General features: G+C 63.2%; 1 protein-coding gene. It reads right to left on the reverse strand.

Annotated features, from left to right (window positions below):
- Positions 1–40 precede the first annotated feature (40 nt).
- Positions 41–269, reverse strand: a 229-nt coding sequence (locus tag SB847_RS21155; protein WP_410578591.1) for a hypothetical protein, incomplete at its 5' end; no start/stop codon positions are given.

Genomic DNA, 269 nt, shown 5'->3' on the forward strand with positions numbered 1-269 from the left:
GGTAAGGGGTCGCATAACTAATGCCCATGAGGCCTCCTACCTATCGGGTGAGTGCCAGCGCGTCACGCTGCTTTGTTTCGATGATTCGAGCCATCTCGTGCTCGTCGCGGCAGTGGATCGGGCCGTTGAAGTTCACCCCGCCGCGCCCGGCACCAGTGGCACCGCGCTCGGCAAGGGTTTGCAGCGCCCGGTTCTGCTCGTTGGTGTAGATCGCTTCCGGCTTCCGGCTTGCGTTCAACACCTGAGTCAGGCCCGGGTTCAGGACACCG

It is taken from the genome of Bacillus sp. SIMBA_026 (assembly GCF_046535335.1).
GTDB classification, from domain to species: Bacteria; Bacillota; Bacilli; order Bacillales; family Bacillaceae; genus Bacillus; species Bacillus velezensis.